Source organism: Corynebacterium sp. MSK008 (assembly GCF_030232585.1).
In the GTDB taxonomy this organism is placed as follows: domain Bacteria; phylum Actinomycetota; class Actinomycetes; order Mycobacteriales; family Mycobacteriaceae; genus Corynebacterium.
In genome coordinates, this window is record NZ_JASPJX010000001.1 from 258,318 (window position 1) to 273,928 (window position 15,611).

The following is a 15,611-nucleotide window of genomic DNA, read 5'->3' on the forward strand; positions in this document are numbered from 1 at the left end:
CGAAAAGGTCCTGCCTTTTAATGTGGTCCCCCGAAAGAGGGGGTGAAGTCGAGGTTTAGACTTCTTTGAACGTCAAGTCGAGGCCGAGGATCGCGTTTTCAGTCACCTCTGCCAGGGACGGGTGGATCCAGTACTGCGAGCGGGGGAAGTCCCGCAGATCCAGCCCGTATGCGAGCACAGTAATCATTTGTTGGATGAGCGTGGATGCCTGCGGGCCCATGTAGTGGGCGCCCAGAAGTTGGCCGGTTCGGCGGTCCGCCACCAGCTTCACCATGCCGGTGGAGTCCTCCAAACCCCACCCATAGGCCACGTCGCCGTAGTTCTGCACCTTCACAGTGACGTCGAAGCCGGCGTCCACAGCTTCCTGTTCGGTCATTCCCACCGCGGCGATCTGCGGGTGGGTGAAGATCGCCGACGGGACGTGATCGTGCGGCATCGGCACCATGGCCGAGCCACTTTCGCTGGCCCAAGCTTGAAGCACGTTGTGCGTCACCGCGCGCTGCTCCGCGTTCGCCACGTGCTTGAGCTGGTACGGGGAGGAAAGGTCGCCGAGCGACCACACGCCGTCCACAGAGGTGCGGCCGAACTCGTCGACGGCGACGCGGCCGTCTTCGTGCGTTTCGATTCCGGCCGCGGCGACGTCGAGGGTGTCGCTGTTGGGGATACGGCCCGTGGCGATGAGGAGGGATTCGGTGGTGACCGTGGTGCCGTCGTCAAGCGTGAGCGTGACGCCCTCGCTGTCTTCGGTAGCGGAAGTGACCGTGCGGCCCATGTGGACGGTGTAGCGCTCGGTAGCGAGCTTGTTAAACGGCTCGGCAAGATCCTTGTCCAGATGGCGCAGCAGCTGCGAGCGGCTAATGATGGTCACCTCAGTGCCCAGTGCCTCAAAGACGTGCGCGAACTCCATGGCAATGAAGCCCCCGCCGACGATGGTTAGCGACTTCGGCTGGTGCTCCAGCCGCATGATGTCCTCGTTGGTGTGGAAGGTGACGTCGTGCGCCCAGTCAGGGACGAACGGGCGGGCGCCGGCGGCGAGGATGATCGTGTCGGCGGTGATGAGCTCCTCAGTCTCGCCGCGTCCGGTCTTGAGCGTCTTGGGGCCGACGAAGGACGCCTCCACGTCGAAGACGGTGACGTTGGGGCAACCGTTGCGGCGGTAATCCTCGCCGCCCTTGGCGATCAGGTCGATGCGGTTGTCGAAGACGCGCTCGACGATCCCGGGCCAGTCTGCGCCCTTGTATTCAAGATCGATGCCGAGCTTTCCGGCCTCGCGCGCCGCGTACGCCTGCTCCGCGGCAAGCACGTACATCTTGGTGGGAATGCAGCCGACGTTGAGGCACGTGCCCCCGAACGCGCCTTTCTCCACAATCGCGACGTTCTTGTCATCGAAGTCGGGAGTGAGGATGGAGTTGCCCGAACCCGTTCCCACAATGATCAGGTCGAAGCGTGTGGCGTCCTGCAAAGTGCTGTCGTGAGCGGGCATGGTTTTCTCCTCTATATATATGTGTGCGTTGCGTATTGACGTTACCTGGCGAAATTTTGGCCGTCTAACCACTGGAAAACGGCCTTGAACGCGGCCTCGCGGGCGTGGCGTTCGGAGAGGAACATGTCGTGCCGTGCGCCGTCGATGACCTGCACGCTCGCGTTGTCAGAAAGCGTCGGTGCCCAGCGCTGAATCTGGTCGACGTCGAGCACAGTGTCGGCGGTGTCGGCGGCGGGGGAGTACTCCTCGCCAAGGTATGAATGCGACGAACACAGCGTCAGCGTCGGCACACCAGTGTCAACGTCTCCGGCGTGGATGTGTTCCTGACCCTTGATCACTGCGCGGATCCAACCCAGGTACTTGCGGTGCCCGTCAATCGGCTTCCACTGCGTGTTGAACTCCCACTCGCCGTGGAAGTCCCGGTGGATGGACTTGCCGTACGTGCCTTCGCCGCGCTGCAACAGCGGCAGCGAAGGAAAGATGGTGCCGAAGAAGTTGAGCAGCGGTTTAAGCACGGCCACCTGCCATTTCGGGTACTGCATGTCCAGCCACGGGCTGTTCAAAACGACGCCGGCAAGCTTTTTATGCTCCGCGGGATCTTCGCGGCGCAAGTGGTCCGCCCACAGCGGCACAATCAGCCCGCCGGTGGAATGCGCCAGCACCACCACCGAGCCGTGCTCCGCCGCAAGAATCTCTAGCGTCTGGGTGAGCTCGGGGAAATACCGGCTCATGGAAAGTGTGAAGTGCGCGCGCTGACCCTTCTTCAGTGCACGCCCGCAACGCCGCAGGTCCAGCGCGTAAAACGGGTACCCGTGCCGGGTGAACTCGTCGGCGACGTGGGCCTGGAAAAAGTAGTCGGACATGCCGTGCACCCACACCACCGCAGGCTTGTGGGGCTTTGTGCTTTGCGACGCGCGCTTGTCCCGCACCAGCACCGCATCCACGCGAGTTCGACTATCCGGGTCCTTTCCCTGGGGGAGTACTGCCTGCTCGAATCCGTCGCCGAGCGGGTCAGGTTGCCAATCAAGCTTGTTCATGCGGCCGATGATACTTTTCTGCGGACGGTGGGCACCTGTGGTCGTCGACAAGCCTTTGCACCTTGGCTATGAAAGGGACGTAATATAGTCACCACTCCCAAAAGTCGATAAACATCAAAGGATGACTACGCATGTCTGACAACGGTGGTAAGAAGTACGCGGACGAGGTGGACATCCTGCACGTCGGCGCCGGCATCATGAGCGCCACGCTGTGCTCGATGCTGCACGAACTGGAACCCGAATGGTCCCAGATGATCTTCGAGCGGCTTGACGGCCCGGCCGAGGAGTCCTCCTACCCCTTCAACAACGCCGGCACCGGCCACTCCGCGCTGTGCGAGCTGAACTACACGCCCGAAAAGAAGGGCCGCATTGATGTCTCCAAGGCGATGAACATCAACGAAAAGTTCCAGCTGTCGCGCCAGTTCTGGTCCTACCAGGTTGAAAACGGCGTGTTGACCGATCCGCGCGCGTTCATCAACCCCGTGCCGCACGTCTCCTTCGCCCAGGGCGAAGACCAGATCAACTACCTGCGCAAGCGCTACGACAAGCTCTCCGCAAACCACATGTTCCCCAACATGCAGTTCGCGGATGACCGCGAGACCTTCGCGGAGAAGTTGCCGCTGATGTCCCAGGGCCGCGACTTCGACGCCGAGCCGGTGGCCATCTCCTGGACCGACGCAGGCACCGACATCAACTACGGCTCCCTGACCCAGCAGTTCCTCGACGCCGCCAAGAGTAACGGCACCGAGATCCGCTACGGCCGCGAAGTGACCAACATCAAGCGCGAAGGCAACTTCTGGAAGGTCACCGTCAAAAACGTCCACACCGGCGACAAGCAGGTCGTGCGCGCCCGCTTCGTCTTCGTCGGCGCCGGCGGCTACGCCCTCGACCTGCTGCGCAAGGCAGGCGTGCCCGAGGTGCACGGCTACGCGGGCTTCCCGATCTCCGGCATGTGGCTCAAGACCGACAACCAGGAACTGGTGCAGCAGCACAAGGCCAAGGTCTACGGCAAGGCCAAAGTCGGCGCCCCGCCGATGTCCGTGCCGCACCTGGACCTGCGCGTCGTCGACGGCAAGGAATCCCTCCTGTTCGGCCCCTACGGCGGCTGGAGCCCGAAGTTCTTGAAGGAAGGCTCCTACCTGGACCTGTTCAAGTCCATCCGCCCGGACAACATCCCGTCCTACCTCGGCGTGGCCGCCACCAACATCGGCCTGGTGAAGTACCTGGTGCAGGAAGTCTTCCGCGACTTCGACGGCAAGGTGGACATGCTGCACGAGTACTACCCGGCAGCAGACGGCAAGGACTGGGAGGTGGTGGTCGCCGGCCAGCGCGTGCAGGTGATCAAGCCGGCCGCCGCCCCGCGCTTCGGCACCCTGGAGTTCGGCACCGCCCTGGTCAACGACCAGAACGGCACCATCGCCGGCGTGCTCGGCGCATCTCCGGGCGCATCCATCACCCCGGCCGCCATGATCGAGCTGCTGGAGCGCTGCTTCGGCGAGCGCATGATCGACTGGGGCGACAAGCTGCACGAAATGTTCCCCACCTACGGCAAGTCCCTCAAGCGCGACGAGGCCGCTTACGACGAGCAGTGGGCGTGGACCCAGAAGACACTGGGGCTGGACACGGGCGAAAACACGCTGTAGAGCTCCTTCGTCGCTCTACAGGGGGAGGGCTTCCTATGTCCCACAGAAGGTGACGTAGGGCAGCTGCCCCTCAGGCCGGGCCATCCATTCGGGCCCGGCCTTTTCGTTGTACGGGTCACTCACCGCGGCGAGCAGCTCGTCGTACGCGGTGTAGTCGCCGCGGAGCTCGGCAGCGTCGATAGCCTCCTGCAGCATCTGGTTGCGGGGGATGAAGATGGGCCCCGGCGCGCCGTTAATGCCGTGCTCGCGGTTGTAGGTGGTGATGTCGGCGGCCGCGTTGAGCCCGTCGTGGTCGGCTCCGATCCACCTCGCCCACGCTTCATCCCAGGCGGCTTGAACCGTTGTGACGTACTCGTTGACCTTCTCAGCACCGAGCAGCGGGTAGAGCGCCTCCGCCAGCCGCGCCATGTTCCAGGCGATGATGTTGGGCTGGTTGCCAAAGGCGTAGCGGCCCTGCCGGTCGATGGAGGAGAAGCTCGCGGTGCCGTCGAACCGCTCGGTGAACGCGCACGGGCCGTAATCGAGGGTCTCGCCGGACAGCGCTACGTTGTCGGTGTTCATCACCCCGTGGACAAAGCCCAGGCGCATCCAGTGCGCAACCAGGTCGAACTGGCGACGGGTGACGGTACGCAGCAGCTCCTCGGCGTCTGCGAAGCCGGCGGCGGCGACGACCTTCTGCGTCAGCTCCTCCGATTTCGTCGCCGCATACTGTACCGTGCCCACGCGCAGGTGGCTCTTAGCCACGCGCACCACGATCCCGCCGGGGACCGCGCCGTTTTGGCGAATCACGGTGCCGCCGGTGGACAGCACCGCAAGCGAGCGTGTGGTGGGCACGCCGACCGCATGCATAAACGTGGAAACGAGGTGTTCGCGCAGCATCGGCCCGATCGCACCTACCCCGTCCGTGCCCGGGCGCGAAAACGCGGTCAAGCCTGAGCCCTTGAGCTGGATCTCATGGCCGGCGGTGTCGCCGAGCAGCAGGGCGCGGCCGTCGCCAAGCAAAGGCACGAACTGGCCAAACTGGTGGGCAGCGTACGCCATGGCGTGGCCGCCTTGCGAGCCGGAGAGGAACTTCAGGCCGTCTTCAGATTTCAGCCACGCGACGTCGAGCCCGAGCTCCTCCGCAAGCGGCTCGTTGAGCGCGACAAGCTGCGGGTTCTCAAACTTCGTGCCGGGCTCTGCATGCGCGAGCTCCGGTAGGGCATCTGCGAGCGTGTGGGCGAGCTGGGGTTGATTCATGGCTCCACCCTAAACTGATTGGATATGACTACCGGCCACATCACACTCGTAGGCGGCGGCCCAGGCGCGTGGGACCTGCTGACCATCCGCGGATTGCGCGCGCTTGAGGCTGCCGACGTCATCCTCGCCGACCACCTCGGCCCCTCCGCTGAGCTGGAGAGTTTTTTGGACCTGACCGGCAAGGAAGTCGTGGACGTGGCGAAGCTGCCGTACGCGAGGCAGGTCGCGCAGGAGCGAATCAACGAGATGCTGGTGGAGTTCGGGCGCGCCGGCAAGCGCGTGGTGCGGCTCAAAGGCGGCGACCCGTACGTGTTCGGCCGGGGCTTCGAGGAACTGCAGGCGTGCGCGGCCGCCGGGCTGGAGTGCTCGGTCGTGCCGGGCGTGACCTCGGCGGTGTCTGTGCCGGCCGCCGCTTCGGTCCCGGTGACCCAGCGCGGGGTCACGCACGCGTTCACGGTGGTCTCCGGGCACCTGCCGCCAGGGCATGAGAAGTCGCTGGTGGACTGGGGTGCGCTAGCCCGCGTTGGCGGGACGATCGTGGTGGTCATGGGTGTGCGCAACGTGCGTGCGATCACGGCGGCGCTGGTGGAGGCCGGGTTGTCCGGGGACACTCCCGCCGCCGTGATCCAGGAGGGCGAGACCGAAGCGCAGCGCGTGTACTTCGCCACCGCGGCGAGCTTGGCTGACGTGATGGAGGCCGAAGGCGTTGCGGCGCCGGCCGTGTACGTGGTGGGGGAGGTCGCAGGCCTTGCGCACGCTGGATAGCTTGATCTGGGACGTCGCGTTCGGGGAAGTCGCCTCCGTCGGGCCCGCCGCTTCTACATACCCTGGGAGCCAAACCCTGGGAGCTGGCAAAAATCGGCCGATGCCAGGATCCGGTTCCCAGGGTCTGGGGGAGGGGTACCGGCAGGCGGTGCTCATCTGCCACGACCCGACGCTGGATCTCACCCGCGAGGCGGTTGCTGCGGGCGCGCCCGTGGTGTTCTGCGACTCGGACTACGCGCGAAGCCAGGAGGCCTCGGCAATGGGCGCCGAGATCGCGGGTGATGTGCGGCTGGACGAATACCTGGCCGGCGCAACCGGTTCCGCGGTCGCGGTCGGGGAGATGCCCAAGTCGCTCGCCCGGCTCGACTACCTGGCGCGCTCCATCGCGGGTGCGGGTTTCGACGACGTGCGGGTCGTACTCGGTGCGAACAACAAGCACCTCGCACGCAGCATGAACGCGACGTTGGGGGAGTCGTTCGAGGACGTTGCTGCCTCGCTCGGCCGCGGCAAGTTCCGTTGCCTCGTCGCCTCGGGCCCACGCGAGGTGTCGTATGAGCCAAAGCTTTACGACGGCCTCGTCGCCGTCGGCGGAGTCTTCTCCGGTGCAAAGCCGGATCGGGGCGGGGAGCTGCTTCGCTCCTGCCTGCCCGCCGAGCCCGGCCGCCTGCTCGACCTGGGCTGCGGCAACGGCTCCGTCACCCGGGGCTTGGGTGGCGTTGCCACGGACGCGGATGCCGACGCGGTGCTGTCCGCACGCGCCATCGGGTTGGAGGCGACGTGGGACGACGCGGGCTCACGCTTGCCGGATGCGTCCTTCGACACGATCGCGCTGAACCCGCCGTTCCACGACGGCACCACCGTCGACGCCACTCTCGTGCAGCACCTCCTCGACGCCTCCGCGCGTCTGCTCGCCCCCGGAGGGGCGCTGTACTTGGTGCACAACTCGCACCTGCGCTACCGCGGCGAGGTGGAGCGCAGATTCGCATCCGTGGAGCAGGTCGCGCGAGATACAACCTTCACGGTGCTCCGCGCCAGCCGCTAGGCTGAAATGCGCAAGGAGGCAGGATGGCACTGACAGTTGACGAAGCACGCGAGAACTTCGACGAGCTGATGCGGGAGGTAACCGTTGCGGGCAAGCACGTACAGATCCAGTCACGCGTCGGTGATGCCGTGCTGATTCCTGCGGCCGAATTTCGATCCTGGAAGGAAACTGCCCACATTCTCGGCACGCCCGCGAATGCACGTAGGTTTATCCGGGCCTATGACCAAGCAGTGTCCCGTTAGCCCAAAAGGGCCGGTAAGGCGTTGGCGGCGGTGTCCTCGATGACCACGTCGGCCAGGTGCGACAGGTCCGTGCGCATGGGGGTGACCTCGATGATGGGGATCTCGCGGGCGTGCGCCATCAGCGGCAGGCCGGCGGCGGGGTAGACCACGCCCGAGGTGCCCACGATCACCAGCGCGTCAGCGGTGCGCATGCGGCGCTCCGCTTCCTTCCACTCGGCTTCAGGCAACGCCTCGCCGAACCAGACCACGCCGGGGCGCACGGAGCCACCGCAGACCGGGCAGGACGGGGGAGTAATTGCTGCCACGGGTTCTTTGGGGAGGTCGATGGGCTGGGCGAAGTTTTCGTCGCAAAGCGAGCAGCGAAAGTCGAAAAGCGAACCGTGCAGGTGGACGACCTCCTTGCTGCCCGCGCGCTCGTGGAGATTGTCGATGTTTTGCGTGGTCACCGTGGTCTTCGGCGACTTAGCGACGGCGACGTGGCCCGCGTTCGGCTCCGCCTGCTGCGCGAGGTGGGCGCGCCAGAGGTACCAGGCGAACATGGTGTCCGGGTCGTCGTGCCACGCGTCGATGGACGCCATGTCCTGCGGGTCCACGTTCTCCCACAGGCCGGTCTGCGCGTCGCGGTAGGTGGCGATGCCGCTGTCGGCGCTCATGCCAGCGCCGGTGAAGACCTCGATGTGCGAGGCGTCGGCGATAAGGGCGCGGGCGGTGTCGATGGTGGAGGAGGCGGTCATAGGTGCGACGGTACCCGCGTGAGATGGGAGACGAAGCGTCTTAGCTGATCCGCTGAGGCCGTCCGCGGTCGAGCAGGTACTGGCCCAGATACGGCTGAGCGAACTCGATGAGGCCCCAACCGGCAGGGGTGATCAGGTCGCGTTCGATTAGGCGCGCACGAATGTCGGAAAGCGAAGTGGCTGGGCGGCCGAGGGTCTCCGCTAGCGCCGAAGTGGCGATCTCGGTCGAACCGGTCTCGTCCTCGATCTTGGCCATCGCCCGCAGGTACTCCATCTGCCGGGGTGGGAGATCTCTGAGCGCTGGCTGGAGGACTTGGACGCCCAGCCGTTCAAGCGTGCGCGGGATCGCCGCTGAAACCGCGTGGGCATCGATGCTCTCGAGCCCGAGTTCGTCCGCGGCCTCCCAAGACAAAAAGCCGAGCAGCTGCACGAGGTAGGGGTAGCCCTTGCTGAACTCCGCTGCCCGCTGCGCGTCGTTGAAAGTCCTGCCGCCGTCGCGGGCCGTCTCAGTAAGCGCAACGTTTGCGTCCTCCAGCTTGAGCGGGCCGAGTTCGTAGTGGCGGGCGCGGCGGAGAAACGTCGCGCCGGGCAGATCGAGCAGAGTATTAATCCCGTGGGTCAGGCCGGCCATCGCGACGGCAACGGGGAGATCGTCACGAACCAGATCCTGGTATGCCACCGCGACCTGTGTGAGGTCTTCCGGTGAGGCGTCCTGCACCTCATCGATGGTGATGAGCACTCCAGTGCCGCGGAGGTGAGAGATGAGCTCCCGGAGCTGCGTGGTCAGCCTCGGCACGGGATCACGCGACTCCACCTCCGTGCGCACAGACCCGATGCCGGCGACGGAAAGTCCCGTAATCTGGCGTCGTTGTGGTGGGGACAGCCGGTTGATCGCTTCGGGGATAGCGGACTGGATGAGCGATTCTGCGATCTTCTCCCGTGCGGATGCGCGGAGCACGATCCAGCCGTGGCGTGCTGCGATATCTTCGAGCTCGGTAAGTAGAACTGTCTTGCCGATACCCCTTGACCCGGAGATGAGTATCGACCGGTCTGGGTTACCGGCCGAACCCGAAATGGCTCTCTCGAAATCGGTCAGCACGGTCGCGCGGCCCGCCCACACAAGCGGACTTGCGCCGAAGGTCGGGCGAAAAGGATTGTTCATGCTGGTCAGCATAGCGCAACCGATAAACCGATAAATTCCGCTCGACCGATAAACCGATAAATCGATAAATTGCGCCGCCGCGACGGCACGACCGAGCTAGACCACAAAAGGCAGCGCCACGCACACCACGAGGGTCAAAGCTATGCCGAGCACCACCCGCCGCACGTAGCGCTTGCCAGGCGCGTGCGCGGTGTTCACCGCGATCTTGCCCGGGTTCGACGGCAGCACCGCCGCCACCATCGGGTCGTTCGGCGCAGAGTAGGTGCCCATGCCGCCCTGGTAGCGCAGGTTCTCGTTGCGCACCTGCTCCTCCGCGTCCGGTTCGATGCCGTCCTTCGCGGAGGTCATCCGCACCGCGATCACCACTACGTAGACGGTGAAGCCGATCCAGAGCACAATCTCCAGCCAAAACGGCAGTTTCACATCCGGCACCACCATGGAGATGTTCATCATCGCGAACAGTGCGGCCATCGCGAGGACTATTTTGGAGACGACGTCCGCGGAAGCGTCGCAAAGCTTCTCGACGCGCCGGGCCGCCGTCTCCGAAAACGGCAACGCGCCCTCGGCCGGGACCTCGACGGTGTGCCGGGCAAGCGATCGCGGCGGCAGAAACAGCGGCATCACCACCGAGAGTGCGATACCGACGATCATCAGCAGGGTTGTGCTGAGCAGCGTCTTTGATGCGAAGCCGTCCGCCTCGCCGGTGGGGCCGATGTGCACCGTCACCGGGTCGGGGATCGTTTCCCAGCGCAGCAGGATGTACGCGAACCCGGCGGCGTAGATCAGCGTGGCCAGGCCGTAGCGGCGGTAGTTGGAAGCCATGGCTACACCCGCATGGTGAGTAGCGTGCCGTCGACCGCAACGTCGAACCCGGCGGCGGAAGCGATGTCGGCGACGTCGTCGGCGCGCGTGGCGTCGTGAGGCGCCAGCGTGCGGGCCAGCTCGCCTTTGTACTGCTTGTTGAAGTGGCTGACCACCTTGCCGGTGTCTGCCTGCTCCACACGCACCGTCAGCGCCCCCGCCACCGGCCCGAGCTGCTGGTAGGCGCCGGAGCGCATGTCCACCACGAACCCCTGCTCACCGAGCACGTCCGTGACCGACGTGCCCCACCACGCCTTCATCGTCTTCCCGCCCACCTTGGAGCCGCCGGAAACGCGGTAGCGGGGGATCAAATCGCCCGCACGCACCACCCCGAACAGCGCGGAGCCCACGGCCAGGCGGGAAAGGGCCTCATCTGGAAGGGTCGACGCGTCCAAGGCGTCGTAGAGCACCCCGGTGTAGCGCTGGATCGCTGGCATCACCGGCGCCGTGCGCAGCTCTCGGTTCTCTTCGGCCTCCGCTCGTTTACCGGCGGGGATTTTCAGCTCGCGCATCATGGTGTCGACGTCGGTGGACGTGAGGACGTCGATAAGCGATGTGCGCACAGGGTCGAGGGAAGGAAACGACAGCGACATGGGGGTGTCGGTGCCGCCGGGGGCTTTGGTTTCAGAAGGCGGGAGCACGATCAGCATGCGCAAAACCCTAGCGGTAAACTGCCAAACCATGATTACACGCCTGTCCACGCTGTTCCTGCGCACGCTGCGCGAAGATCCCGCCGATGCCGAGGTGCCCAGCCACAAGCTGCTGGTGCGCGCAGGCTACGTGCGCCGCGCCGCCCCCGGCGTGTACTCCTGGCTGCCGCTGGGCCTGCGCGCGCTGCGCAAGATCGAAGGCGTGGTCCGCGAGGAGATGGACGCCATGGGCGGCCAGGAACTGCTCTTCCCGGCGCTGCTGCCGCGAGAGCCGTACGAGGCCACCAACCGCTGGACCGAATACGGCGAGGACCTGTTCCGCCTGAAGGACCGCAAGGGCGCGGACATGCTGCTCGGCCCCACGCACGAGGAAATGTTCACCACCGCGGTGAAGGACCTGTACTCCTCCTACAAGGACTTCCCGGTCACGCTGTACCAGATCCAGACGAAGTACCGCGACGAGGCGCGTCCCCGCGCCGGCATCCTGCGCGGGCGCGAGTTTGTGATGAAGGACAGCTACTCCTTCGACATGTCGGATGAGGGCCTGGACCAGTCTTACGCCAACCACCGCGCCGCCTACCAGCGCATCTTTGACCGCGTGGGCCTGCGCTACGAGATCTGCAAGGCCACCTCCGGCGCTATGGGCGGCTCCGCGTCCGAGGAGTTTTTGGCGTACTCGGATAACGGCGAGGACACCTTCGTCGTCTCCACTGCGGGCGATTACGCGGCGAACGTCGAGGCCGTGACCACTGTCGCGCCGGAGCCGCGCCCGATTGAGGGCCTGCCGGAGGCGGTCGAGCACGACACCCCGTCCTCCGAGACCATCGCGGCGCTCGTGGAGTGGGCGCAGGGGGCTGGCGTGCTTATCGACGGGCGCTCCGCCGAAGCCGCCGACACCCTCAAATGCATGATGGTGAAGGTCAACGACCCGCGTCAGGTAGATGAGGACGGCAAGCCGGTGGGCGCGCAGCTGGTCGGCGTGCTCATCCCGGGCGACCGCGAGCTGGACGAGAAGCGCCTCGAGGCGTCGCTTGAGCCCGCCACGTTCGAGCTGGCCAGCGATGAGGACTTTGCCAAGAACGACTTTTTGGTCAAGGGCTACGTCGGCCCGCGCGCGCTGCAGGCCAACGGCGTGCGACTGCTGGCGGACCCGCGCGTGGTCGACGGCACCAGCTGGATCACCGGCGCGGACGCCCCGGGCAAGCACGTGGTGGGCCTGGTTGCCGGCCGCGACTTCACCGTCGACGGCTTCATCGAGGCCGCCGAGATTAAGGCCGGCGACCCGTCGCCAAGTGGCAATGGCACCGTCGAGCTCGCCCGCGGCATCGAGCTGGGCCACATCTTCCAGCTCGGCCGCAAGTACACCGAGGCCATGAACGTGCAGATCCTAGACGAAAACGGCAAGCGCGCCGTGCCCACGATGGGCTCCTACGGCATCGGCATCTCCCGCATGCTCGCCGTGATCGCGGAGCAGCGCTACGACGACAAGGGCCTGGTCTGGCCGGTGGAGATCGCCCCGTTCCAGGTGCACATGGCGGTAGCGAACAAGGATGCCGCAGCGCTTGAGGCGGGCGATCGCATCGCGGCCGAGCTGTCTGACGCCGGGCTCGAGGTGCTTTTCGACGATCGACCGAAGGTGTCCCCGGGTGTGAAGTTCAAGGACGCCGAGCTTTTGGGCATGCCGTTCATTGTCATCCTCGGCCGCGCGTTCGCCGACGGCATCGTCGAGCTGCGCATCCGCGGCGGCGAGACGCTGGAGGTCCCGGCCGACGAGATCGTGGCGAAGGTCCAGGAGCTCGTCGCCGAGCGCCTCGGCTAGACCCGCTGGGCGTGTGCGGCCAACCGGATGGCGTCCTCGCGCCACGCCGTCGACTCGGCGTGGGCGGCGGCGTAGCGCCACTGTGTGACCAGGTCGCTCTGCATGGTTTTGACCAGCTGGGCGGCCTCTTCTGCGTTCGCGGGCACGGCGTAGCCCTCGGCGAACTCGTAGCCGGCGGCGGGAACCAACGCCTCGCCGTCGGCGACATCCAGCACGCGGGTCAGTGCTGCGGTGCGCTCGTGGGAGGCCTCGCGCAGCTCGCCGACGCGTCCGCGCAGGCCGGCATCGGCGTAGGAGAGCGCGAGACCAAGGCCGTAGTAGACGGCGTTTTCTCGGGCGAGCATGTCGCGGGCCGCTTCCGTGTCCGCGGCGTTCGACACAGTCTCGGTGACAGGCTCGAGGTCGACGGGGGAGAGCGTGAGCGCGTCGATAGCCTGGGCGACGATGAGATCCACGGACTCCGCCGGCACCTTGTCGGCGGCAGCGACGTTGTGCTCGAGTAGCGCGTCCGCATTACCTTCGGCGGGCAGGTCGGTGTCGCCGTAGCTGACGTCGCACGAGGCGGGCGTTTGCCCCTGCGCGTCCAGGCCGCACAAACGAAGCGCTTCCCCTTTCAGCTCCTCGCTCTGCTTCTTGCGCATCTCGCGCCACTGCTCCTGCGCGGGGTTCCCGAAAACCCAGTCGGCGGAGGCCTGCTTCGCCAGCGCCATGATCTCGCTGTTCGCGCGTGGACCCACGACGTCCATCACGGTGCAGCTGGTGAGCAAAAGCGCGGCGGCGGGCAGCAGGAGGAGTTTCTTCACGCGCTGCACGTTACACGCTAGGTTGGTCGGCATGGCTTTTCCCACGAACGAGGTAATCGAGCGCATGGTTGAACCGGTTGTGCGCACCTACGGCTTGGATATTGAGAAGATCCGCACGGTCAAGGCGGGCAAGAAGTCGCAGGTGGTCATCGCCCTGGATTCGGACGAGCACCCGACGCTCGACGACCTCGAGGAGGTGTCCAAGGAACTCTCTACGCTTTTCGACGACGCCGAGGAACGTGGTGAGGTCAGCTTCGGCGCGGGCTACACCCTGGAGCTGACCACCCCGGGCGTGGACCTGCCGTTGACCGAGGCGCGGCACTTCCGCCGCAACCGCGGACGCAAGGTCAAGGTGGGCGGGGAGCAGTGGCGTGTGGGCCCGCTCGACTCGGAGGAGACTCAGGTGGCGCTGGTGCGTGCGACGAAAAAGGGGGAGGAGGTTCGCGTTTCGCCAGTTTCTGAATTGTCCGGAGCAGTGGTAGAAATTGAGTTCAATGCCCCGCCGGCAGCCGAGACGGAGTTGGCGGATCGGGCGTTTGAAGATCTTGATGCCGCTGCAACGGTGAGGAAGGAAAACAAGTGAATATCGACTTGAACGCGCTGAAGGCGATCGAGGAGCAGCAGGGGATCGCCATGGAGGATTTGCTGGCGACCATCGCTAATGCACTGCTGTTCTCCTACCGCGAGTTCAAGGAGGGGGACGCCGGTGCCAAGGTGGACGACGGCACCAAGGCGCGCGTTGACATCGACACTGAAACCGGCGATGTGGCCGTCATTGTCAGCGAACTGGACGCTGAGGGGGAGGTTGTCTCCGAGTACGACGACACTCCGGTGAACTTTTCGCGCATCGGCTCCGTCGCCGTGCGCGACGCCATCAAGGGGCGCCTGCGCCAAGCGGAGGCCGGCCGCGTCTACGACGAGTACGCCGGCTTCGAGGGTCAGGTGGTCTCCGGCATCGTGCAGCGCGACGCGCAGGCGGAAGCCCGCGGTCTGAACATCGTCCAGCTGGGCACTGAGGCGGACCCGCAGGATGGCATCCTGCTGCCGGCGGAGAAGATCCCGGGTGAAAAGCTCAAGCACGGCGACCGCATCAAGGCCTATGTCGTGGGCGTGAACAAGGGTGACAAGCGCGTGCAGGTGAACCTGTCTCGCACGCACCCGGAGCTGGTGCGCGGCCTGTTCGCGCTCGAGGTGCCGGAGGTTGCGGACGGCTCCGTGGAGATCGTCGGCATCGCCCGCGAGGCTGGCCACCGCTCCAAGGTGGCGGTGCGCGCCACCGTCAAGGGTGTCAATGCCAAGGGCGCCTGCATCGGCCCGCGGGGCGCGCGCGTGACCAACATCATGTCAGAGCTCGGCGGCGAGAAGATCGACATCATCGACTGGAGTGAGGACCCCGCCAAGTACGTCGGCAACTCCTTGGCCCCGTCGAAGGTGGTCTCCGTGGAGGTGCTGGACCTTGAGGCGCAGTCGGCCCGCGTGACCGTGCCGGATTACCAGCTGTCGCTGGCCATCGGCAAGGAGGGCCAGAACGCCCGCCTCGCGGCGCGTCTGACGGGCTGGAAGATCGACATCCGCTCCGACGCCGACGCGGCCGAGTAAATAACACCGCTGAAACCAGGAAACCCGCTGGAAATATAGATCCAGCGGGTTTTGGCGTACAGTGTTATACGGCTTTTGTGTCCGCACGTTCAGGTGCGGCGACGATGAACGCGAGAAAGGAAGGGGACGCGGATGGGTGTTGCCCGCAAGCAGCCGATCCGCACCCGAACCTGCATCGCCACCCGTACCGCGCAGCCGGATACCCAGCTGTTGCGGGTTGTCGCCGACCCGGACGCGCCGGGGCGTGTGCTCGCAGACCCGGGCAGGAAACTTCCTGGCCGGGGAGCGTGGATCACGCCCTCTATGGATGCGGTCGAGCTGGCGGAACAACGCCGTGCCTTCGGGCGGGCGCTCCGTCTGTCCACTGCGGTGGACCTAGGTCATGTACGTACGTACCTTGCGTCGTCGCAAAGCAACTGCGGCGAAGTAAACGACCCAGACGAAAAAGGAAAGACTGAACACTGATGAGTACGCAACCATGAAGCAGCATCAGCGATGAATGTCACTGACCACGTCTAGGGGCAGGTAGCCG

16 protein-coding genes are annotated in these 15,611 nt (G+C 65.5%); 8 read left to right on the top strand and 8 right to left on the bottom strand.

All coding sequences use genetic code 11. The annotated features are described in order from the left end of the window. Positions 1 to 55: 55 nt before the first annotated feature. Together mtr and QP996_RS01225 are read right to left on the bottom strand one after the other, a co-directional pair. Positions 56 to 1,483, bottom strand: a complete 1,428-nt coding sequence (gene mtr, locus QP996_RS01220; protein ID WP_284870810.1) for a mycothione reductase — start codon at positions 1,481 to 1,483, stop codon at positions 56 to 58. Positions 1,484 to 1,524: 41 nt separating this feature from the next. After that, entirely contained in the window at positions 1,525 to 2,520 is a 996-nt protein-coding gene (locus QP996_RS01225) for an alpha/beta hydrolase (protein ID WP_284870811.1), read from the bottom strand. A 131-nt stretch (positions 2,521 to 2,651) separates the two neighbouring features. Between QP996_RS01225 and mqo the strand changes: the two genes are divergently transcribed. Continuing rightward, positions 2,652 to 4,163 (top strand): malate dehydrogenase (quinone), encoded by a 1,512-nt coding sequence (gene mqo, locus QP996_RS01230; RefSeq protein ID WP_284870813.1) that lies wholly within the window; start codon positions 2,652 to 2,654, stop codon positions 4,161 to 4,163. 33 nt (positions 4,164 to 4,196) lie between these two features. Here mqo and QP996_RS01235 read toward each other — a convergent pair whose 3' ends face one another. After that, the gene (locus QP996_RS01235) at positions 4,197 to 5,402 is read right to left on the bottom strand and encodes a protein adenylyltransferase SelO family protein (protein ID WP_284870814.1); all 1,206 of its coding nucleotides are present in this window, start codon (positions 5,400 to 5,402) and stop codon (positions 4,197 to 4,199) included. Between the two features lie 24 nt (positions 5,403 to 5,426). Here QP996_RS01235 and cobA point away from each other — a divergent pair, with 24 nt between their 5' ends. The 3 genes from cobA to QP996_RS01250 all read left to right on the top strand — a co-directional run bounded on the left by cobA (position 5,427) and on the right by QP996_RS01250 (position 7,451). Further along, positions 5,427 to 6,167 carry a uroporphyrinogen-III C-methyltransferase gene (gene cobA / locus QP996_RS01240; RefSeq protein WP_284870815.1) on the top strand — a complete coding sequence of 247 codons (741 nt, stop codon included), beginning with the start codon at positions 5,427 to 5,429 and terminating at the stop codon, positions 6,165 to 6,167. 100 nt (positions 6,168 to 6,267) lie between these two features. Next, positions 6,268 to 7,209: a class I SAM-dependent methyltransferase gene (locus QP996_RS01245; protein WP_284870816.1), complete on the top strand. Its 942-nt coding sequence runs from the start codon at positions 6,268 to 6,270 to the stop codon at positions 7,207 to 7,209. Positions 7,210 to 7,232: 23 nt separating this feature from the next. Next, positions 7,233 to 7,451, top strand: a complete 219-nt coding sequence (locus QP996_RS01250) for a type II toxin-antitoxin system Phd/YefM family antitoxin (RefSeq protein WP_284870817.1) — start codon at positions 7,233 to 7,235, stop codon at positions 7,449 to 7,451. Here the strand turns inward: QP996_RS01250 and QP996_RS01255 are convergent. From QP996_RS01255 to QP996_RS01270, 4 genes are all read right to left on the bottom strand, one after another. Continuing rightward, positions 7,448 to 8,185 carry an NAD-dependent deacylase gene (locus QP996_RS01255; protein ID WP_284870819.1) on the bottom strand — a complete coding sequence of 246 codons (738 nt, stop codon included), beginning with the start codon at positions 8,183 to 8,185 and terminating at the stop codon, positions 7,448 to 7,450. The two genes, QP996_RS01250 and QP996_RS01255, sit on opposite strands and share 4 nt — an antisense overlap. Before the next feature lie 40 nt (positions 8,186 to 8,225). Beyond that, on the bottom strand, positions 8,226 to 9,347 hold the full coding sequence (locus tag QP996_RS01260) for an ATP-binding protein (protein WP_284870820.1): 1,122 nt from the start codon (positions 9,345 to 9,347) through the stop codon (positions 8,226 to 8,228). Positions 9,348 to 9,443: 96 nt separating this feature from the next. Continuing rightward, positions 9,444 to 10,169: a DUF1648 domain-containing protein gene (locus QP996_RS01265; RefSeq protein WP_284870821.1), complete on the bottom strand. Its 726-nt coding sequence runs from the start codon at positions 10,167 to 10,169 to the stop codon at positions 9,444 to 9,446. A gap of 2 nt (positions 10,170 to 10,171) precedes the next feature. Then, the gene (locus QP996_RS01270; RefSeq protein WP_284870823.1) at positions 10,172 to 10,858 is read right to left on the bottom strand and encodes a YaaA family protein; all 687 of its coding nucleotides are present in this window, start codon (positions 10,856 to 10,858) and stop codon (positions 10,172 to 10,174) included. Positions 10,859 to 10,889: 31 nt separating this feature from the next. Between QP996_RS01270 and QP996_RS01275 the strand changes: the two genes are divergently transcribed. Next, positions 10,890 to 12,677, top strand: coding sequence for a proline--tRNA ligase (locus tag QP996_RS01275; RefSeq protein WP_284870824.1), 1,788 nt, complete (start codon positions 10,890 to 10,892; stop codon positions 12,675 to 12,677). On the opposite strand, the gene QP996_RS01280 is transcribed toward QP996_RS01275, so the two are convergent. Next, the gene (locus QP996_RS01280; RefSeq protein WP_284870825.1) at positions 12,674 to 13,480 is read right to left on the bottom strand and encodes a ferritin family protein; all 807 of its coding nucleotides are present in this window, start codon (positions 13,478 to 13,480) and stop codon (positions 12,674 to 12,676) included. The two genes, QP996_RS01275 and QP996_RS01280, sit on opposite strands and share 4 nt — an antisense overlap. 31 nt (positions 13,481 to 13,511) lie before the next feature. On the opposite strand from QP996_RS01280, the gene rimP reads away from it, so the two are divergent. The 3 genes from rimP (at position 13,512) to QP996_RS01295 (ending at position 15,544) form a co-directional block, all read left to right on the top strand. Then, positions 13,512 to 14,063, top strand: coding sequence for a ribosome maturation factor RimP (rimP, locus tag QP996_RS01285; RefSeq protein ID WP_284870827.1), 552 nt, complete (start codon positions 13,512 to 13,514; stop codon positions 14,061 to 14,063). Continuing rightward, complete coding sequence (nusA, locus tag QP996_RS01290) at positions 14,060 to 15,079, top strand: transcription termination factor NusA (RefSeq protein WP_284870828.1); 1,020 nt, start codon at positions 14,060 to 14,062, stop codon at positions 15,077 to 15,079. The genes rimP and nusA overlap by 4 nt, the downstream gene beginning before the upstream one ends. A gap of 132 nt (positions 15,080 to 15,211) precedes the next feature. After that, positions 15,212 to 15,544, top strand: a complete 333-nt coding sequence (locus tag QP996_RS01295; RefSeq protein ID WP_284870829.1) for a YlxR family protein — start codon at positions 15,212 to 15,214, stop codon at positions 15,542 to 15,544. The last annotated feature ends 67 nt before the right edge of the window (positions 15,545 to 15,611 follow it).